This is a genomic window from Nocardia neocaledoniensis (genome assembly GCF_029868625.1).
Lineage (GTDB): Bacteria > Actinomycetota > Actinomycetes > Mycobacteriales > Mycobacteriaceae > Nocardia > Nocardia neocaledoniensis_A.
Map to the genome: position 1 here is coordinate 1 of NZ_JARWOJ010000260.1, position 17,767 is coordinate 17,767.

20 protein-coding genes are annotated in these 17,767 nt (G+C 69.9%); 15 read left to right on the forward strand and 5 right to left on the reverse strand.

Annotation, left to right across the window (positions count from 1 at the left end; translation table 11 throughout):
- Positions 1-176: 176 nt before the first annotated feature.
- Positions 177-533 (reverse strand): iron-sulfur cluster insertion protein ErpA, encoded by a 357-nt coding sequence (erpA, locus tag QH270_RS20020; RefSeq protein ID WP_067496006.1) that lies wholly within the window; start codon positions 531-533, stop codon positions 177-179.
- A 256-nt stretch (positions 534-789) separates the two neighbouring features.
- Here erpA and QH270_RS20025 point away from each other — a divergent pair, with 256 nt between their 5' ends.
- On the forward strand, positions 790-1,449 hold the full coding sequence (locus tag QH270_RS20025; RefSeq protein WP_280344680.1) for a DUF3043 domain-containing protein: 660 nt from the start codon (positions 790-792) through the stop codon (positions 1,447-1,449).
- 55 nt (positions 1,450-1,504) lie between these two features.
- Here QH270_RS20025 and QH270_RS20030 read toward each other — a convergent pair whose 3' ends face one another.
- The gene (locus tag QH270_RS20030) at positions 1,505-1,672 is read right to left on the reverse strand and encodes a hypothetical protein (RefSeq protein WP_280344682.1); all 168 of its coding nucleotides are present in this window, start codon (positions 1,670-1,672) and stop codon (positions 1,505-1,507) included.
- Positions 1,673-1,758: 86 nt separating this feature from the next.
- On the opposite strand from QH270_RS20030, the gene QH270_RS20035 reads away from it, so the two are divergent.
- From QH270_RS20035 to QH270_RS20075, 9 genes are all read left to right on the forward strand, one after another.
- Positions 1,759-2,730, forward strand: coding sequence for a helix-turn-helix domain-containing protein (locus tag QH270_RS20035; protein ID WP_280344684.1), 972 nt, complete (start codon positions 1,759-1,761; stop codon positions 2,728-2,730).
- A 148-nt stretch (positions 2,731-2,878) separates the two neighbouring features.
- Positions 2,879-3,814: an alpha/beta hydrolase gene (locus QH270_RS20040; protein WP_280344688.1), complete on the forward strand. Its 936-nt coding sequence runs from the start codon at positions 2,879-2,881 to the stop codon at positions 3,812-3,814.
- A gap of 45 nt (positions 3,815-3,859) precedes the next feature.
- Positions 3,860-4,396, forward strand: coding sequence for a bifunctional adenosylcobinamide kinase/adenosylcobinamide-phosphate guanylyltransferase (gene cobU, locus QH270_RS20045; RefSeq protein ID WP_280344691.1), 537 nt, complete (start codon positions 3,860-3,862; stop codon positions 4,394-4,396).
- Between the two features lie 151 nt (positions 4,397-4,547).
- Positions 4,548-5,618 carry a nicotinate-nucleotide--dimethylbenzimidazole phosphoribosyltransferase gene (gene cobT, locus QH270_RS20050; RefSeq protein WP_280344693.1) on the forward strand — a complete coding sequence of 357 codons (1,071 nt, stop codon included), beginning with the start codon at positions 4,548-4,550 and terminating at the stop codon, positions 5,616-5,618.
- A gap of 88 nt (positions 5,619-5,706) precedes the next feature.
- Positions 5,707-6,456 (forward strand): adenosylcobinamide-GDP ribazoletransferase, encoded by a 750-nt coding sequence (locus QH270_RS20055; RefSeq protein WP_280344695.1) that lies wholly within the window; start codon positions 5,707-5,709, stop codon positions 6,454-6,456.
- A gap of 133 nt (positions 6,457-6,589) precedes the next feature.
- Positions 6,590-7,303 carry an MBL fold metallo-hydrolase gene (locus tag QH270_RS20060; RefSeq protein WP_280344698.1) on the forward strand — a complete coding sequence of 238 codons (714 nt, stop codon included), beginning with the start codon at positions 6,590-6,592 and terminating at the stop codon, positions 7,301-7,303.
- 308 nt (positions 7,304-7,611) lie between these two features.
- Positions 7,612-10,344, forward strand: a complete 2,733-nt coding sequence (polA, locus tag QH270_RS20065; RefSeq protein ID WP_280344701.1) for a DNA polymerase I — start codon at positions 7,612-7,614, stop codon at positions 10,342-10,344.
- Positions 10,345-10,426: 82 nt separating this feature from the next.
- Positions 10,427-10,855 (forward strand): SRPBCC domain-containing protein, encoded by a 429-nt coding sequence (locus QH270_RS20070; RefSeq protein WP_280344704.1) that lies wholly within the window; start codon positions 10,427-10,429, stop codon positions 10,853-10,855.
- Positions 10,856-10,916: 61 nt separating this feature from the next.
- A complete protein-coding gene (locus QH270_RS20075; protein ID WP_280344708.1) occupies positions 10,917-11,681 on the forward strand; it encodes an acyl-[acyl-carrier-protein] thioesterase in 765 nt (254 codons plus the stop codon).
- A gap of 28 nt (positions 11,682-11,709) precedes the next feature.
- On the opposite strand, the gene QH270_RS20080 is transcribed toward QH270_RS20075, so the two are convergent.
- Positions 11,710-12,021, reverse strand: coding sequence for a DUF6191 domain-containing protein (locus QH270_RS20080; RefSeq protein WP_280344711.1), 312 nt, complete (start codon positions 12,019-12,021; stop codon positions 11,710-11,712).
- 346 nt (positions 12,022-12,367) lie between these two features.
- Here QH270_RS20080 and QH270_RS20085 point away from each other — a divergent pair, with 346 nt between their 5' ends.
- Positions 12,368-12,790, forward strand: a complete 423-nt coding sequence (locus QH270_RS20085) for a 2-keto-3-deoxygluconate kinase (protein WP_280344713.1) — start codon at positions 12,368-12,370, stop codon at positions 12,788-12,790.
- A gap of 76 nt (positions 12,791-12,866) precedes the next feature.
- On the opposite strand, the gene trxA is transcribed toward QH270_RS20085, so the two are convergent.
- Positions 12,867-13,235 (reverse strand): thioredoxin, encoded by a 369-nt coding sequence (gene trxA / locus QH270_RS20090; RefSeq protein WP_280344715.1) that lies wholly within the window; start codon positions 13,233-13,235, stop codon positions 12,867-12,869.
- A gap of 48 nt (positions 13,236-13,283) precedes the next feature.
- A complete protein-coding gene (locus QH270_RS20095) occupies positions 13,284-13,796 on the reverse strand; it encodes a 2'-5' RNA ligase family protein (RefSeq protein WP_280344716.1) in 513 nt (170 codons plus the stop codon).
- Between the two features lie 64 nt (positions 13,797-13,860).
- Between QH270_RS20095 and QH270_RS20100 the strand changes: the two genes are divergently transcribed.
- From QH270_RS20100 to QH270_RS20115, 4 genes are all read left to right on the forward strand, one after another.
- Positions 13,861-14,949, forward strand: coding sequence for an isocitrate/isopropylmalate dehydrogenase family protein (locus QH270_RS20100; RefSeq protein WP_280344720.1), 1,089 nt, complete (start codon positions 13,861-13,863; stop codon positions 14,947-14,949).
- Positions 14,950-15,075: 126 nt separating this feature from the next.
- Complete coding sequence (locus QH270_RS20105) at positions 15,076-15,981, forward strand: ABC transporter substrate-binding protein (RefSeq protein WP_280344722.1); 906 nt, start codon at positions 15,076-15,078, stop codon at positions 15,979-15,981.
- A 1-nt stretch (position 15,982) separates the two neighbouring features.
- Positions 15,983-16,921: an amino acid ABC transporter permease gene (locus tag QH270_RS20110; protein ID WP_280344725.1), complete on the forward strand. Its 939-nt coding sequence runs from the start codon at positions 15,983-15,985 to the stop codon at positions 16,919-16,921.
- 26 nt (positions 16,922-16,947) lie between these two features.
- On the forward strand, positions 16,948-17,700 hold the full coding sequence (locus QH270_RS20115) for an amino acid ABC transporter ATP-binding protein (RefSeq protein WP_432420387.1): 753 nt from the start codon (positions 16,948-16,950) through the stop codon (positions 17,698-17,700).
- The last annotated feature ends 67 nt before the right edge of the window (positions 17,701-17,767 follow it).

Sequence of the window (17,767 nt, forward strand, 5' to 3'; positions counted from 1 at the left end):
GTAAAATCGCTGGGGGGGGGGGGGGGGTTGGCCCGCTCAAACACAAACCCACCGGCGCGCCGCCCCATCCCACATTCGGCCCCAAAACACCCTACGGCGGGCACCCCCCCACCCGGCACTTCAACGGTAGCAAGCGGCTACCCCCAGTGGTTCACCTCAGCGCAACCTGTCGTGCGTCAGTTGAACGAGTCGCCGCAGGCGCAGGAGCCGGTGGCGTTCGGGTTGTCGATGGTGAAGCCCTGCTTCTCGATGGTGTCGACGAAGTCGATCGAGGCGCCCTGGATGTAGGGGGCGCTCATGCGGTCGACGGCCAGCTTCACACCGGAGAACTCCACGACGATGTCGCCGTCGAGGACCCGATCGTCGAAGAAGAGCTGGTAGCGCAGGCCGGCACAGCCACCCGGCTGGACGGCGATGCGCAGGGCGAGGTCGTCGCGACCTTCCTGGTCGAGCAGCGCCTTCGCCTTGGCGGCGGCAGCGTCGGTCAGCGTCGCACCGTGGGTCTCGGTGGCGGTCTCGTTCTGCACAGTCATGGACACTCCTAAGTCGGTCAGTCCGTCGAACGGACCTCAGGTGCACAGCGCACGACTCATTCCAACTCCGTCGCGGCCGCTGCTATTCCTATTTTGCCACCCCTGGCACGCAGCGTGGACACGACCTCGGTGGTGCGCCCCACACTACGCCCCCGGCGCGGGTGACCCAGCTCGCACCGGACGCTCGATGAGACCGGCCGCACCGGAAGGTGACCACATTTCCCGCTGCCAGACCCGATCGAATAGCCTGGTGAACGTGAAATTGTTTCGTCGCGACGAGTCCAGCACCATCGACGAGTCCGTCGACCCCTCGGTGCCGGACGTCGAACAGACCGCCGGCGCACCCGCTTCCACCACGCCGGGCAAGGGTCGACCGACCCCGAAAAGGCGTGACGCCGAAGGCAAACGCCGCGGCCCGGTCGCCCCTGCCCCGTTGACCGCCAAGGAGGCCCGCGCGCGCCGCAAGGCCACCAAGGGCACCAAAGAGGACCGCAAGGCCGCGGCCGCGGATCGACGCGCCGCCGTGCAGGACCGCCGCGCCAGGATGCTGGCCGGCGAGGACAAGTACCTGCTGCCCCGCGACCAGGGTCCGGTCCGCGCCTACGTGCGCGATCTGGTGGACGCCCGCCGCAATCTGGTCGGCCTGTTCATGCCGATGGCGCTGGTGCTGATCCTGTCGATGTTCGTGGCGCCAGGTCTGCAGACCATCGTCACCCTGGCCATGCTGGTCATGATGGTGTTCATGATCATCGAGGGCTTCGTGCTCGGCAAGATCGTGAACAACCGGGTGATCGAGCGCTACCCCGACACCACCGATACCGGCTTCAAGCTGGGCTGGTACGCCTTCGTGCGCGCCTCGCAGATCCGCAAGATGCGCGCCCCCAAGCCGCGGGTCGGCCCCGGCGACGCCGTCTAGGACGCCACACACGACGAATGCCGTTCCACCCGCGGGGTGGGACGGCATTCGCGTATCAGTGCAGGCCCGGACGGATGTTGGTGGCGTACCCGGCGATGGCGGCGAGTTCGGCGTCGATCCGCTGGGCGTCGCGGTCGACGACCCCGGTCGACCCCGCGGTACCGCGCCCGATGACGAGTGCGAGGAAGACGATGGCGGCGAGGACGAGCAAGAAAGTAACCATGGCAGAAATTTTGCGCTCATCAGTTTTCAGCCGAAAGTGGCAGCTCTGTCATTGTGCGTAAATATTCGGCCACGTAGCATGGGTTGATGCTCTCGCGTGTCGCCGTCGTGCTCAACGACAAGCTCGCCATGTTCGAATTCGGCGTGGTCTGCGAGGTTTTCGGGCTCGACCGCACGGCCGACGGGCTACCCGGCTTCGACTTCCGGGTCTGCGGCGCCGAGCCCGGCAAGCCGCTGCGCTCGACCAGCCCCGGCGTGACGGTCACCCCCGAATACGGTCTCGACGAGCTGGTGCACGCCGATCTCGTCGCGATCCCCGCCTTCCCGTTCGCCCAGGGCCACAGCTACCAGCCCGGGGTCGTCGAGGCGGTCCGCGCGGCCGCCGACGCGGGCGCGATCGTGCTGACGGTCTGCTCCGGCGCCTTCCTCGCCGGCGAGGCCGGGCTGCTGGACGGGCGCAAGTGCACCACCCACTGGCGCTACGTCGACGCGCTCGCCGCGCGCTACCCGGCCGCGACCGTGGATCCCGACGTGCTGTTCGTCGACGAGGGCGATCTGATCACCAGCGCGGGCACGGCGGCGGGCATCGACGCCTGCCTGCACCTGGTGCGCCGCGAGATCGGCTCGGCGGCCGCGAACGGCATCGCGCGGCGCATGGTGGTTCCGCCCCAGCGCGACGGCGGCCAGCGCCAGTTCATCGAGCAGCCCGTCCCCGAATGCCGCTCCGAGGGTCTGTCGACCACGCTGAGCTGGCTCACCGAGAACCTGGCCCACCCGCACACCGTCGACGAGCTCGCGGCCCGCTCGAGCATGTCGACCCGGACCTTCGCCCGCCGGTTCGCCGCCGAGACCGGGACCACCCCGGTCAAGTGGCTCACCACGCAGCGGGTGCTGTTCGCCAAGCAACTGCTCGAGACCACCGACATGTCGCTCGAGCGCATCGCGGATCGATCCGGTTTCGGCTCGGGTGCGCTGCTGCGCCATCACTTCCAGCGTCAGGTCGGCATCGCGCCCACCGAGTACCGCCGCCGATTCGGGGCGCCGGACCGCGCGAGCTGACCTTTTCCCGATCGCGCGAAACCATTGGTGAACAGCACAGTTCCCCACCGGCGCGACTGTCGACCCTCATGGTCGGCTTGACGGCGACATCGGCGCTTGGTGTGCTGACCTGGTGTTGCGTGCCAGGCGGGGAAATGTCGGACGGCTGATGAAGGCTCTCACCACGGTCACCGCCGTGGTGTTCGTCTGCACCGCCACGGTGGCCGGGACGGCGGCGGCGGTGCCCGTGACGCGCGCTCCGGCAGGCGGTTTCGAGGAACTGTGGGTGCCGTCGAGCATGGGCCCGATCAAGGTGCAGGTGCAGTGGGCCGCCAGGGGCGGAACGTCGGCGCTGTATCTGCTCGACGGGCTGCGCGCGCCCGCCGAGCACAGCCAGTGGACCACCGACACCGACGCGCTGCGCCGATTCGCCGGCGACGACGTGACTCTGGTGTTCCCCGTCGGTGGTCACTCGAGCTTCTACACCGATTGGTACCGCCCGAGCAGCACCAATCGGCAAGCCACGACTTACCGGTGGGAAACCTTCCTCACCCGCGAACTGCCCGAATTCCTGGCCGGATACGGCGTCTCGCGCACGAACAACGCGATCGTCGGCGCGTCCATGGGCGGTAACGCCGCGCTGGTCCTGGCCGCCCACCACCGCGACCAGTTCCGCTTCGCCGGGTCGTTCTCCGGCTTCGTCAATCCGACCTACCCGATGTGGAACCAGGCCATCCGCGCGGCCATGATCGACGAGGGCAATTTCAACGTCGACGACATGTGGGGCCCGGCCGGCGATCCCGCGTGGGCCCGCAACGACGCCACCGTCCAGGCCGAACGGCTGCGGGGCCTGCCGATCTACCTCAGCACCGGCAACGGTCTGCCCGGTCAGCTCGACCTGGCCAACGGCATCGGCAACACGATCAACGCGATGGTCCTCGAAGCCAGCAGCGCGACCGCCGCCGGCATCTTCCGCGACCGCGCCACCGCTCTCGGCATCTCGGCCAGGGTCGACATCCTCCAGGGCACCCACACCTGGCCCTACTGGCAGCAGTCCCTCACCACGGCGCGTCCGATGATCCTCGACGCCCTGGGCGTGGGCTGAGCCCACGGTGCGCGGCGGCGCGCCGCCGATTGCTACCGTGCTGGAATGCCTGCCAGCGGAACCTCTCTGCGCACCCTCGTCCTGGGTGGCGCGCGCTCGGGCAAGTCCGCCTTCGCCGAAGACCTGCTCGCGGACGCCGCGTCGGTGCGGTACCTGGCCACGGCGGTCCTCGATCCCGCTGATCACGACTTCGCCGATCGGATCGCGGCACATCGCGAGCGGCGTCCGGCACACTGGTCGACGGTCGAGAACACCGAGCCCGCAACGGTTCTCACCGAAACCGCGCCGGCCACGCTGCTCGACGACATCGGCACCTGGCTCACCGCACGCCTGGACGAACGGGCGGCCTGGGACGCCCCGCGCGGCACCATCGCCCCCGAGTGCGACGCGCTGGTCGAGGCGGTCGATGCCTACCGCGCACGGCTGGTGATCGTCTCCCCCGAGGTCGGGATGGGCGTCATCCCGGCGACCAGGTCCGGCCGGTTGTTCCGCGACGAGATCGGCACCCTCAACCAGCGGCTGGCCCGGGCGTGCGACGAGGCGTTCCTGATCGTGGCCGGGCTGCCGGTGCGGCTCAAGTGAGCCCCGGGCTCCGGCGCAGCACCCACGACACCGGTGGAGCCGCCGTCGTGGGGCCGGTGGGAGCGATCGGGGCCGGGTCGGTCTGCGCGGCACACCGGGATCCGGGCAAGATGTGTCCGACACCAGGCAGCACTGTCGAAAGGCTTCGCAAGTGACTCACGGATTCGCGCCGGTCACGGCCCCGGACGCGCGGGTGCGCGCGGCGGCCGAGCAGCGCCAGACCCAGCTCACGAAACCGGCCGGGTCGCTGGGCAAGCTCGAGGCGCTCGGCAACTGGGTCGCGGCGTGCCAGGGCGTGTGCCCGCCCAGGCAGTTCGAGCGGGCCCGCGTCGTGATCTTCGCCGGTGATCACGGCGTCGCGAAGCACGGCGTCTCGGCGTATCCGAGCGAGGTCACCGGGCAGATGGTGGCGAACTTCCTCGCGGGCGGCGCCGCGGTGAACGCGCTGGCCGCGGTCGCCGGGGCGACGGTGCGGGTCGCCGACATCGCCGTCGACGGTGACACCGATCCGTCCGTCGCCCAGCACAAGGTGCGCCGGAGCAGCGGCGCGATCGACCGCGAGGACGCGCTCACCGAGGACGAGATCGCCGCCGCGCTCACTGCGGGCAGGGCGATCGCCGACGAGGAGATCGACGCCGGCGCCGACGTGCTGATCGCCGGAGACATGGGCATCGGCAACACCACCCCGGCCACCGTGCTGATCGCCACCCTCACCGGCACCGAGCCGGTCGCCGCCGTCGGCCGCGGCACCGGCGTCGACGACGCGGGCTGGATCCGCAAGGTCGCGGCCATCCGCGACGCCATGCGCCGCGCCCGCCCCGTCGCCAAGGACCCGGTCGACCTGCTGCGGGTCGCGGGCGGCGCCGACTTCGCCGCCATGACCGGCTTCCTGGCCCAGGCCGCGACCCGGCGCACCCCGGTCATCCTCGACGGTGTCGTCGTCACGGCCGCCGCCCTGGTCGCCGAGGACCTCGCCGCGGGCGCGAAGGCCTGGTGGCTGGCAGGCCACCGCTCCACCGAACCGGCCCACGACCTGGCACTGAAGCACCTGCGCCTGGAACCGCTGATCGACCTCGAGATGCGCCTGGGCGAAGGCTCCGGCGCCCTCACCGTCCTGCCGATCCTGCGCGCCGCCGTCGCGACGCTCGCGGAGATGTCGACCTTCGCGGACGCGGGCGTGAGCACCGCCGACGAGCCGGACTCCGTCGACCTGGTCAAGTGAACCGACCGGGCGCCACCATGCCGGGGCCGACGATCGGGCGGCGAGCCGCACCGCCGCGGGGAACCGGCCGCCGGATCGAGCAGTCGTCGTGAGCGCCGTGCGGTTGGCGTTCTCCTGGCTCACCGTCGTGCCGATCACCGGACCGGCCGCGGTGGATCGCCGCGCGGCCGGGCACGCCATCGCGCTCGCGCCGCTGGTCGGGCTCGTGCTCGGCGGGTTCGCCACGGCGGCGATGTGGCTGTCGGTGACGGCCGGACTCACCACCCTGCTGGCGGGACTGCTCACCGTCGGCATCCTCGGCCTGCTGACCAGGGGTATGCACCTGGACGGGCTGGCCGACACCGTCGACGGACTCGGCAGCTACGGTCCGCCCGAGCGGGCCCGGCAGATCATGAAGTCCGGCGGCGCGGGCCCCTTCGGGGTCGCGGCCCTGATCTTCGCTGTCGCGGTCCAGGCGGCGGCGTTCGCCGCGCTCGCCGACGAGGGCCGATGGTTCGCGCTCGGGCTGGCCGTGGCGCTGGGCCGGGTCGCCGTCGTCCCGGCATGCCGTCGCGGGATCGCGGCCGCGCCGGATTCCGGATTCGGCACGCTGGTGGCGGGGACCCAGGCACCGGGCCCGGTGGCGGTGTGGCCGCTTCTCGCCGTCGCCGCGGCGGTGTTCGCCGTCCCCGGCAACCTCTGGCTCGGCCCGACCGTGGTCGCGGGGGTCCTCGCGCTGTCGGTGCTGATCGTGCGGCACTGCGTGCGGCGCTTCGGCGGCCTGTCCGGCGATGTGCTCGGAGCCGCCGTCGAGATCACGGTTTCACTTGCGGCCGTTGGTTTCTCGCTCACAGGGTAGCCAAACCAGAAAAATGTGAAACCCGCATTAGTCATAATTTCGCGGGCGCGGCGGTTGTGTGGTCCCACAGACCACCGCACTCTTCGGCACTCGGGTGCTCCGCCAGCACACCGGTGGCAATAAGGTGATGACCATGTCTTCCGAGCGCCTCTACTTCCGCCAGCTGCTGTCCGGCCGGGATTACGCCGTCGGCGATCCGATCGCCACGCAGATGCGCAATTTCGCGTATCTCATCGGCGACCGCCAGACCGGCGAGACCGTGCTGGTCGATCCCGCGTACAAGGCCTCGGACCTGGTCGACGTGGCCGCGGCCGACGGGATGACCGTGACCGGCGTGCTCGCCACCCACCACCACCCCGACCACGTCGGCGGCACCATGCTCGGCTTCACCCTCGGCGGCGTGCGCGAACTGCTGGAGAAGACCAGTGTCCCGGTGCACGTGAACAAGCAGGAGCTGGACTGGGTCGCCCAGACCACGGGGATCGCGCCCAGCGAACTGACCGGCCACGACAACGGCGACAAGGTGAAGGTCGGCGCCCTCGAGATCGAACTCCTGCACACCCCCGGCCACACGCCGGGCAGCCAGTGCTTCCTGTTCGACGGCCGCCTCATCTCCGGCGACACCCTGTTCGTCGACGGCTGCGGCCGCACCGATTTCCCCGGCGGCGACTCCGACGAGATGTTCCGCAGCCTGCGCAACCTCGCCGCCCTCGACGGCAACCCGGTCGTCTACCCCGGCCACTGGTACTCCGAACAGCCCAGTGCCGCACTGTCTTCGGTCCGCGAGAACAACTACGTCCTGCGCCCGCAGACCCTCCAGCAGTGGCAGGCTCTCATGCCGGGCTGAACACCCACCCGGCCCCGCACGACCCGACCGCGAGGAGGGTCCGCCGCGTCAGCGGCGGTCGCGGGCCGTGGGGGGGGGGGGGGGGGGGGGGCGGGGGGGGGGGGGGGGTGGGGCGGGGGCGGGGGGGGGGGGGGGCGGGGCCCGCCCCCCGCCGCGCGGGTCGTGCTTCCCCCACCCCCATCCCCCCCGCCGCGCCGCCCCCCCCCCGGCGACACAAGGGGGCCGCGACTCGAGCGCGCCAGCGCTCCATGTGTGGAGCGGCGCGGCGGCGTTCGCCCGTGTCGGTGGGTGTCCCTACACTCATCCGGGTGAGTTCACCGACGACTGCGCAGGCATCGACCACGACCACCACCTCGGGAGGTGAGCGGCCGACGCTGCTGCTCCTGGACGGGCACTCACTGGCCTACCGCGCGTTCTTCGCGCTACCGGCCGAGAACTTCAAGACCGTCACCGGGCAGACCACCAACGCGGTGTACGGCTTCACCTCGATGCTGATCAACCTGCTGCGCGACGAGCAGCCGAGCCACGTGGCCGCGGCGTTCGACGTGTCCCGCAAGACCTTCCGCACTGAGGCCTACCCGGAGTACAAGGCCAATCGCAGCGCGACGCCCGACGAATTCCGCGGCCAGGTCGAACTCACCAAGGACGTCCTCGGCGCGCTCGGCATCCCGGTGATGGCGATCGACGGCTACGAGGCCGACGACGTGATCGCCACGCTCACCACCCAGGCCGCCGCGCAGGGGTTCCGGGTGCTCATCGTCACCGGTGACCGCGATGCCATCCAGCTGGTCAACGACGACGTCACCGTCCTCTACCCGCGCAAGGGCGTCTCCGATCTCACCCGCTTCACCCCGGCCGAGGTGGAGACCAAGTACGGGCTCACCCCGGCGCAGTACCCCGACTACGCGGCCCTGCGCGGCGACCCGAGCGACAACCTGCCCGGCATCCCCGGCGTCGGCGAGAAGACCGCCGCCAAGTGGATTCGCGAATACGGCGACCTGGCCACCCTGGTGGATCGGGTCGACCAGGTGAAGGGCAAGGTCGGCGACGCGCTGCGCGCCAATCTGTCCAGCGTGGTGCTCAACCGTCAGCTCACCGAGATGGTGCGCGAGGTGCCGCTGCCCTACACCCCCGACCAGCTGGCGCAGGCGCCGTGGGACCGGGAGAAGATCCACCAGCTCTTCGACGACCTCGAGTTCCGCGTGCTGCGCGACCGGCTGTTCGAGACGCTCGGCTCCGCCGAACCGGAGGCCGAGTCGGGCTTCGAGATCAGTGGCGCCGCGCTCGGGCCGGGCGCGGTCGCGGACTGGCTGGCCGAACACGCGAAAGCCGGTGCCCGCCACGGTCTCTCGATCGTGGGCACCGGAACGCCGGTGCACGGTGACGCGAAGGCGCTGGCCTTCGCCGCCGCCGACGGCGAGGGCGCCTACGTCGACCTGACGGTGCTCACCCCCGAGGACGAGACCGCCCTCGCGGCCTGGCTGGCCGATCCGGCCGTGCCCAAAGCGCTGCACGAGGCCAAGGCGGCCGGGCACGCCCTGCGCGGGCGCGGGTTCACCCTGGCCGGGCTCACCAGCGACACCGCGCTGTCGGCCTACCTCGTGCGGCCCGGTCAGCGCAGCTTCAACCTCGACGATCTGTCCCTGCGCTACCTCAAGCGCGAGCTGCGTGCCGAGACCGGCGACTCCGGCCAGCTGTCGCTGCTCGACGACGAGGACACCGTCGCCGCCGAGGTCGCGCGCGAGCAGATGCTGCGGGCCCGCGCCGTGGCCGACCTGGCCGACGCGCTCGACGACGAGCTGGCCCAGATCGAGTCGACCGCCCTGCTCGAGGAGATGGAGCTGCCGCTGCTCGGCGTGCTCGGGGTGCTCGAGGAGGCGGGCATCGCGGTCGACGTCCCCCAGCTCGAATCGCTGCAACGCCAGTTCGCCGACCGGGTCACCGAGGCCGCGAACTCCGCGTACGAGGTGATCGGCAAGCAGATCAACCTCGGCTCGCCCAAGCAGCTGCAGGTGGTGCTGTTCGACGAGCTCGACATGCCGAAGACCAAGCGCACCAAGACCGGCTACACCACCGACGCCGACGCGCTGGAGTCGCTGTTCGAGAAGACCGGCCACGCCTTCCTGGAGCACCTGCTCGCCCACCGCGACGCCACCCGGCTCAAGGTCACGGTCGACGGACTGCTCAAGTCGGTCGCCGACGACGGTCGCGTGCACACCACGTTCAACCAGACCATCGCCGCCACCGGCAGGCTCTCCTCGACCGAGCCGAACCTGCAGAACATCCCGATCCGCACCGACACCGGCCGCCAGATCCGCGACACCTTCGTCGTCGGCCCCGGCTACGCCGAGCTGATGACCGCCGACTACAGCCAGATCGAGATGCGGATCATGGCGCACCTGTCCGGCGACGCCGGGCTGATCGAGGCGTTCAACTCCGGGGAGGACCTGCACACCTTCGTCGCGTCCAAGGCCTTCGACATCCCGCTGTCGGAGGTGTCGCCGGAGATGCGCCGCCGGATCAAGGCGATGTCCTACGGCCTGGCCTACGGCCTGAGCTCCTACGGCCTGTCGGCCCAGCTCAAGATCAGCACCGCCGAGGCCAAGGAGCAGATGGAGGTCTACTTCGACCGCTTCGGCGGCATCCGCGACTACCTGTCCGACGTGGTCGACCAGGCCCGCAAGGTCGGCTACACGCAGACCCTGTTCGGCCGCCGCCGCTACCTGCCCGACCTGGACTCCAGCAACCGGCAGCGCCGCGAGGCCGCCGAGCGGATGGCCCTCAACGCCCCCATCCAGGGCACCGCCGCCGACATCATCAAGGTCGCGATGATCAACGTGCAGAACGCGATTCGCGAAGCGGGCCTGCGCTCGCGGATGCTGCTGCAGATCCACGACGAACTCGTCTTCGAGGTCGCCGAGGGCGAGCGCGAGGCGCTGGAGGCGCTCGCCCGCGAGCAGATGTCCTCGGCCATCGACCTCTCGGTCCCGCTGACCGTCTCGGTCGGCACCGGCCGCAGCTGGGACGCCGCCGCCCACTGAGTCCAACTGACGCGTTTGTCCAAGACGTCGGGGGCCCGGCGGTCGTAGGGTTGAGGGTGGTCGACGGAAGGAGTTGAGCATCATGACCGGATTCGTGGCGACCGCGGAGACCGAGATCAACGCCGCTCCGCAGCGGGTGTGGGCGGTGCTGACCGATCCGGCCGAGATCCGCCGGTTCATGTTCGGCGCCGAGGTGCGCACCGACTGGCAACCGGGCAGCCCGATCGTCTGGCAGGGCGAGTACGAGGGCAGGTCCTATGAGGACCGCGGGGAGATCCTCGCGGTCGAGCCGGGGCACCTGCTGCGGATGACGCACTACAGCCCGCTGAGCGGGCAGCCCGACGTACCGGAGAACTATCACACGCTCACCTACGAGCTCACCGGTGACGACGGCTCGACGCACCTCACACTGAGCCAGGACAACAACGCCAGCCCGGCCGAGGCCGAGCACGCGCGCGGCATGTGGAGCACGCACGTCGAGGGCATCAAGGCGGCGGCCGAGCGCGCCTGAGCCCGCGCGACGCGCCCCGCCACGACGCGAGGCCGGGGTCGGAGTGTGGCAGCATCGGGGCATGCCCGCCGATGTCATCGCGACCCCGCTGCCCGATTGCCCGGATATCGAGCAGGCCTTCGCGGTGTCGTGGCCGGTGCGCCTCGGCGACACCGACGGCGACGACCGGCTGCGCCTGGACGCCGTCGCCCGCTACCTGCAGGACATCGGGTTCGATCACCTCGACGCGGTCGAGGACGGTGACATCCACCAGGCCTGGATCGTGCGGCGCACCGTCATCGACGTCTACGAGCCGATCATGTTCGGCGACCGCGTCCAGCTGCGCCGGTGGGCCGATGCCCTGTCGAACCGCTGGTGCGATATGCGGATCCAGCTGAAGGGTGAGCGCGGCGGGCACATCGAGGCCGCGGCGTTCCTCATCCACATCGACCCGGTGGCGGGACGCCCGGCCAGGATGAGCGACGCGTTCATGGCGCCGATGCTGGCCAGCACCACCGAACACCGGCTGCGCTGGCGGGCCGCGCTCACCGAACTGGACGATTCCGAGGTGGAGGCGACGTCGTTCCCGCTGCGCGTCACCGATGTCGACCGGCTCGGCCACGTGAACAACGCCGTCTACTGGGAAGCCGTCGAGGAGGCCCTGGCCGCCCATCCCGACCGGCATCAGCTCCCGTATCGCGCCATCGTCGAGCACGTCGGCCCGGTCATGACCGGGGACAAGGTGGTGCTGCGCACGAGCCTGCGGCCCAGCGGCCTGCGGGTGCAGCTGGATGTCGACGGCGTCGCCAGGGCGCTCGGCTCGGTCGACCGCCTGCCCGCCCGCTGAAATACGCTGGTGTGCTGACGGATTCGCGTCAGCGGTGCTTGGCGACGAGTGAGGCCGAGCCGCCGGTGAGGTCGACGCGATCTCGTGGCGGCGCACCCTCGGACGGGGTCTCGCGGTGCATGAGCGTGCTCTGCCGCTGCTCGAACTCGTGGTGTTTGGAGCCCTGGAACATCGCCGTGAGATGTTCGAAGCCGGTCGCCGCGACCGCGGGTCCGGTGCGCTTGCGCGTCCACGGCAGGAACCTGGTCCCGGTCAACCGGTTGACGACCACCTCGACCAGTGCCAGCAGAATCAGCAGGATCGCCAGGCCGGGAATCGTCATGGCGAAGACAGTGCCCATGCGTCCACGGTACCGGCGCGGGGGGAGTGCCCGCTGAGCTGCGGTGATGGTACTCACGGGTAGACACGTCGGAACGGTATGTAGGTTGCGATTCCGCGACGATCGCCCTACAGTCGTTGTCGTGCCGAATCCCGCCGACCGCTTTGCCGCGTTGCTAGTCGCCGACCGCGACAGCGCGGCCGCTGCTGTGCAGACCGCGCGGGCAGCCACCCGGCAGATTCTTCTCGTAGTAACCCGCCGTAGCGGGGTCTGATTCGGACCGGCCCCCTCGCTGCGGGCTGATTTTCATTGTTCTGCTGGTCCCCACCTGCCAACGAAGACCATCTTCGGGAAGACCTCACCTGCAATGACATTGCTGACACTGGACCGTGCCCTGTTCGACGCCGCCCCCAGGGGCCTGCGCGCCGAGACCGACAACCTGACTCCCACCCAATTCCTCGATCGGTACACCCGCATCGAGGGACCGCTTTCACTCGGCGAATTCACTTGCTCCGGAACGGATTTCACCGCCACCCTGGAGTTCGCCGACCACCTGCGCACCGTCATCTCGGCCGGTAACCCGGTCGCCGCGATGACCTCGGCGCTCTACGACGAGGGCTACCCCCTCGAGATCCTGCGGTTCCACCAGCGCCGCACCACCGCGGGCATCGCGACCTTCGTGCAGTGCGAGGTCAACGGCCGTCGTGGCTGGGCCGCCGCCATGACCGCCGGCGGCGCCGAGTCGACCGTGCGCGCGATGATCTCCTGCGTCAACCTGCTCGCGAGCTGAGCGGATACCACCGCGAAGGGCCCGTTCACCTCGGAAGGTGAACGGGCCCTTGACGTTTCGTGCGCCGTGCGAGTTCTTACTCGGCGGCGGCCTGCTCGGCGATCTGCTTGCGGACCTCGTCCATGTCCAGACCCTTCACCTGGGTCACCAGGTCCTCGAGCGCGGCCGGCGGCAGCGCGCCCGGCTGGGCGAACACGAGCACGCCCTCGCGGAAGGCCATGATGGTGGGGATGGACTGGATGTTCGCCGCGGCGGCGAGTCCCTGCTCGGCCTCGGTGTCGACCTTGCCGTACACCACGTCGGAGTGCTTCTCCGACGACGCCTCGTAGGTGGGCGCGAAGCTGCGGCACGGACCGCACCAGGAAGCCCAGAAATCGACGAGGACCACGTCGTTTCCGGTGATGACTTCGTCGAAGTTCTGCTGGGTCAGCGTCTGGGTGGCCATGACGTCCTCTCCTTGTCGGTTCCTCGGCTGTAACGCCGTGGCGTCCTTCTATCTTCCACCGAGGATCACCCGCTCCTGGCGGGCGTCCCCGTCCCAGCGGCGAACGCCCACCACAACGGCCGGAAAATCGTGGTCGGCGGCGACGGCGTCGATCGCGGCGCCGAGCCGGTCCGGCGGCACCCGCCGGGCGAGGGTCACATGCGGCGTCCAGGCGCCGGGGCGCGTGTTCGCGGGGATGCCGGGGCAGGGGTCGACCAGGTCGTCGACCTGCCGGTGCAGCGCGAGCAGGTCCTCGGTGACCACGACCGCGCGCACCAGGATCGGCCTGCGCGCGCCGAAGACCAGCAGCCCACCGAGCCGGATCGGCAGCGGCCGGAACGCGAGCCCGGCCAGCGCGCGGTCGATCCGTGGCCAGATTTCCCGCGCCACCGCGACCGTCACATGCGGACGATGGGTCTCACCGCGAGGGCTGCCGATGCCCGCGCGCGCCAGCGCCGCCCACTGCTCGCGGACGGCGTCCTCGCTCCGCTCGTCCAGCAGCAACTCCACCGACTGCACCATGCTCTGCAGAAAGTAGTCGCTTCGGCGTGTCCCCGTGGCGGCTCCGGCGACCGCAGGCGCGAGGATGGACACCGTGAACGCGACGAAGGCGAGCGTGCGGCTCGGAGTGATCGACGGCGACGGCATCGGCCCCGAAGTGGTGGCGGCGACGCGCGCGGTCGTCGACGAGGCGATCGGCGCGGCCGGGCTCGGACCGGTGGACTGGGTGCCGCTGCTGATGGGCCACGAGGCCATCGCCGCGCACGCCGACCCGCTGCCCGAGCAGACCCTGGCGGCCCTCGACGAGCTGGACGCCTGGATCCTCGGCCCGCACGACAACGCCTCCTATCCGGCCGAGCTGCGGGTCGCGCCCGGCGGCGCCATCCGCAAGCGCCTCGGCCTCTACGCCAACATCCGGCCCGCCGCCGCCTTCGCCGGGGTGCGCGCGAGCGCGCCCGACATCGATCTGGTGATCGTGCGCGAGAACAGCGAGGGCTTCTACGCCGACCGCAACATGTTCGCCGGCTCCGGCGAGTTCCGGCCGACAGCCGACGTCGCGATGGCGGTGGCCGTGATCACCCGGCAGGCGTGCGAGCGGATCGCGCACCAGGCGCTGCGGCTGGCCCGGGGGCGGCGCAAGCGGGTCACCGTGGTGCACAAGGCGAATGTGCTGCCGATGACGACCGGCCTGTTCCGCGATGTCTGCTACGAGGTGGCCGCGCAGTATCCCGACGTGCGGGTCGACGACGAGCACGTCGACGCGATGGCCGCGCACCTGGTCCGCACGCCGGGCGACTACGACGTGATCGTCACCGAGAACCTCTTCGGCGACATCCTGTCCGACCTGGCGGGCGAGCTGGCCGGGTCGCTCGGCATGGCCGCGTCGCTGAACTGCTCCGACACGAAGGCCATGGCCCAGGCCGTGCACGGCGCCGCGCCGGGGCTGGCCGGGCGCAATCGCGCCAACCCGGCCGCGCTACAGCTGTCGGCGGCGATGTTGTTGCGCTGGTTGGCGGTTCGCGAGGGGGATAGCGCGTTGCACGACGCGGGCGAGCGGATCACCCGGGCCGTCGCGGCCACCCTGGCGGCCGGAACGGCGACCGCGGATCTGGGCGGTCTGGCTTCCACCAGCGAATTCACCGAACAGGTCCGCGCGCGCGTGCACCGCAGGTGAAGGGACCCCTTTCACATTCGCTGATTAATCTTCGGTTACTGTCGCACCACGCTGTGTCCGGTTCGCATACATTGCCAAACAGGCGCTGACACGTGGCCGGCGTCGACGTGAAATGTGGAGGCTCCTTTGTCTGTTCGTTTTGTTCTCGGCCGCGGCGCCGTGCGGCTGCTGTGTACGGTCGCCGGTGGCGCCCTGGTGTTGAGTGGCTGTGCCAGCAACACCGAGGGTGACACCGCCGCGGTGACGAAGGTATCGGTGGAGAAGGTCGACGCGCTCGCCGCGGCCGTCCCCGACAAGGTCAAGCAGGCAGGCAAGCTCGTCGTCGGCGTCAACGTGCCCTATCAGCCCAACGAATGGAAAGACCCCGAGGGCAAGATCATCGGCTTCGATGTCGACCTCCTCGACGCGGTCGCCACGACGCTCGGACTGAAGGTCGACTACGTCGAATCCGCCTTCGAGAAGATCATTCCCGCGATTCAGGCGGGCACCTACGACGTGGGTATGTCCTCGATCACGGATTCGCGCGAACGCGAGCAGCAGGTCGATTTCACGACCTATTTCAACGCCGGTATCCAGTGGGCCCAGCAAACCGGGAAAACCGTCGATCCGAACAATGCGTGCGGCCTGCGTGTCGCCGTACAGGCCACTACGGTCGAGCACACCGAGGAAATCCCCGCCAAGAGCGCCAAGTGCGTCGCCGAGGGCAAGCCGGCCATCGACATGAAGCCCTTCGACGAGCAGAGCGCGGCGGCCAACGCGCTCATGCTCGGCCAGGTCGACGCGATGTCGGCCGATTCGCCGGTCACCGCGTACGCGATCAAGCAGAGCGAGGGCAAGATCGAGGCGGCCGGTCCGCTGTTCGACTCCGCGCCCTACGGCTGGGCCGTGCAGAAGGGCTCCCCGCTGGCGGCGTCGCTGCAGAAGGCGCTGCAGCACCTGATCGACAACGGCAAGTACGGCGAGATCACCAGCAACTGGGGTGTGCAGGACGGTCAGATCAAGACCTCGGTGATCAACGGCGCAGTGAGCTGACGTGACCGAGCAGAACAACACGGTGGAGGTGCCCGGACCGGGCACCGAACCCGAACCGATCAAGGCGGTCCCGCTGCGCAGGCCGGGCCGCTGGATCGCGGCGGCAGTCATCCTCATCCTGGTGGGATTGTTCGTCTACGGTGCCGCGACGAATCCCGCCTACCGGTGGGACACCTACGGCAAGTACCTGTTCGACAGCCGGATCACCGCGGGCGCGATCGTCACCCTGGAACTCACCGTGCTCGCCATGGCGATCGCGGTGGGCCTGGGCACGGTGCTCGCGGTGATGCGCCTGTCCCCGAACCCGGTCCTGCGCACCACCGCGTGGGTGTACCTGTGGATCTTCCGCGGCACCCCGGTGTTCGTGCAGTTGGTGTTCTGGGGCCTGGTGCCCTCGCTGTACAAGCAGATCCATCTCGGCGTCCCGTTCGGACCGCAGTTCTTCGAGTTCGACGTGCAGAACCTGCAGGCGGCGTTCCTGTTCGCGGTGCTCGGCCTCGGCCTCAACGAGGCCGCCTACATGGCCGAGATCGTGCGCGCCGGCATCAACTCCGTCGGCGAGGGGCAGCGGGAGGCGTCGGTGGCGCTGGGCATGTCGTGGACGCAGACCATGCGCCGCACCGTGCTGCCCCAGGCCATGCGGGTGATCATCCCGCCCACCGGCAACGAGCTGATCGGCATGCTCAAGACCACCTCGCTGGTCACGGCGATCCCGCTCAGCACCGACCTGTTCGGTCGCGCCCGCGACATCTACGGTGTGAACTTCCAGCCGATCCCGCTGCTGCTCGTCTGTGCCACCTGGTACCTGGCGATCACCAGCGTGCTGATGGTCGGGCAGTACTACTTGGAGCGCTACTACTCGCGCGGTGCCACCCGGCAGCTGACGGCCAAGCAGCTCGAGGAACTGGCCACGGCGCAGGCGGCGGTGAAGGCGAAATGACCGAACTGGACAAGGCCGCACCGCCGATGGTGCTGGCCGATCGGGTGTGCAAGAACTTCGGCGCGCTGCAGGTGCTCAAGGGCATCTCGCTCGAGGTGTCGCGCGGCAAGGTACTGACCCTGGTCGGGCCGTCGGGCTCGGGCAAGTCGACGTTCCTGCGCTGCATCAATCACCTCGAGCAGGTGAACGCGGGCCGGCTCTACGTCGACGGTGATCTCGTCGGCTACCGGGAGAAGAACGGCAAGCTCTACGAGATGCACCCGCGCGAGGCCGCGATCCAGCGGCGCGACATCGGGATGGTGTTCCAGCATTTCAACCTGTTCCCGCACCGCACCGCGCTGGAGAACATCATCGAGGCGCCGACCCAGGTGCGCGGCCTGCGCAAGGCCGACGCGATCTCCAGGGCCGAGGAACTGCTGGAACGGGTCGGGCTGGCCGCCAAGCGCAACGCCTACCCGGCGCAGCTCTCGGGCGGGCAGCAGCAGCGCGTGGCGATCGCCAGGGCGCTGGCCATGGACCCCAAGCTGATGCTGTTCGACGAGCCGACCTCGGCGCTGGACCCCGAACTGGTCGGCGAGGTGCTCACCGTCATGCGCGAACTCGCCGATTCCGGCATGACCATGATCGTGGTGACCCACGAGATGGGCTTCGCCCGCGAGGTCGCCGACGAACTGGTGTTCATGGACGGCGGTGTGGTCGTCGAATCGGGTCCGCCACGCGAGCTGCTGGCCAACCCGCAGCACGAGCGCACCAAGACGTTCCTGTCGCGCCTGCTCTGAGGAGGCGAGCGCCCGATGGGCCCCCCGGCCGCCGCCGGGGCCGCGGGCATTACGGGGGTGTGGTATG

What these genes read in the sequence shown, in the direction of transcription:
- erpA (WP_067496006.1), bottom strand. Translation starts at nt 533, where the DNA reads ATGACTGTGCAGAACGAGACCGCCACCGAGACCCACGGTGCGACGCTG.
- QH270_RS20100 (WP_280344720.1), top strand. Translation starts at nt 13,861, where the DNA reads ATGGACACCGTGAACGCGACGAAGGCGAGCGTGCGGCTCGGAGTGATC.
- QH270_RS20095 (WP_280344716.1), bottom strand. Translation starts at nt 13,796, where the DNA reads ATGGTGCAGTCGGTGGAGTTGCTGCTGGACGAGCGGAGCGAGGACGCC.
- QH270_RS20070 (WP_280344704.1), top strand. Translation starts at nt 10,427, where the DNA reads ATGACCGGATTCGTGGCGACCGCGGAGACCGAGATCAACGCCGCTCCG.
- QH270_RS20035 (WP_280344684.1), top strand. Translation starts at nt 1,759, where the DNA reads ATGCTCTCGCGTGTCGCCGTCGTGCTCAACGACAAGCTCGCCATGTTC.
- QH270_RS20040 (WP_280344688.1), top strand. Translation starts at nt 2,879, where the DNA reads ATGAAGGCTCTCACCACGGTCACCGCCGTGGTGTTCGTCTGCACCGCC.
- cobU (WP_280344691.1), top strand. Translation starts at nt 3,860, where the DNA reads ATGCCTGCCAGCGGAACCTCTCTGCGCACCCTCGTCCTGGGTGGCGCG.
- QH270_RS20115 (WP_432420387.1), top strand. Translation starts at nt 16,948, where the DNA reads ATGGTGCTGGCCGATCGGGTGTGCAAGAACTTCGGCGCGCTGCAGGTG.
- QH270_RS20030 (WP_280344682.1), bottom strand. Translation starts at nt 1,672, where the DNA reads ATGGTTACTTTCTTGCTCGTCCTCGCCGCCATCGTCTTCCTCGCACTC.
- QH270_RS20085 (WP_280344713.1), top strand. Translation starts at nt 12,368, where the DNA reads ATGACATTGCTGACACTGGACCGTGCCCTGTTCGACGCCGCCCCCAGG.
- QH270_RS20080 (WP_280344711.1), bottom strand. Translation starts at nt 12,021, where the DNA reads ATGGGCACTGTCTTCGCCATGACGATTCCCGGCCTGGCGATCCTGCTG.
- QH270_RS20075 (WP_280344708.1), top strand. Translation starts at nt 10,917, where the DNA reads ATGCCCGCCGATGTCATCGCGACCCCGCTGCCCGATTGCCCGGATATC.
- QH270_RS20060 (WP_280344698.1), top strand. Translation starts at nt 6,590, where the DNA reads ATGTCTTCCGAGCGCCTCTACTTCCGCCAGCTGCTGTCCGGCCGGGAT.
- trxA (WP_280344715.1), bottom strand. Translation starts at nt 13,235, where the DNA reads ATGGCCACCCAGACGCTGACCCAGCAGAACTTCGACGAAGTCATCACC.